Source organism: Nocardioides malaquae, from assembly GCF_015070385.1.
In the GTDB taxonomy this organism is placed as follows: Bacteria; Actinomycetota; Actinomycetes; order Propionibacteriales; family Nocardioidaceae; genus Nocardioides; species Nocardioides malaquae.
Genome location: NZ_JADCSA010000755.1, coordinates 1 through 254, shown reverse-complemented (window position 1 = coordinate 254; position 254 = coordinate 1). Strand labels below are relative to the sequence as shown.

The window sequence follows — 254 nt, the reverse complement described above, 5'->3', positions numbered from 1 at the left end:
GTTAATTTATCATTGCCTTGATGTTGCTGCTGTTGCAGATTGCTGGTGGGATCAATCAGTCGTACTGCAAAATACTTTTTGCCGAAATGAAATGCTATCAAAACAGAGGGTGAAGGCCTGGCTGTTATTTTTCATTGCTCTTCATGATATTGGAAAGTTTGATATACGATTCCAATATAAATCAGCAGAAAGTTGGCTGAAATTAAATCCTGCAACGCCATCACTTAATGGTCCATCAACACAAATGTGCCGTA

At 38.6% G+C, this 254-nt stretch carries 1 protein-coding gene; it reads left to right on the top strand.

Going from position 1 to position 254, the window contains the following annotated elements; all coding sequences use genetic code 11:
* A partial coding sequence (locus IEQ44_RS16210; protein ID WP_193639455.1) for an HD domain-containing protein occupies positions 1–254 on the top strand: 254 nt, incomplete at both ends.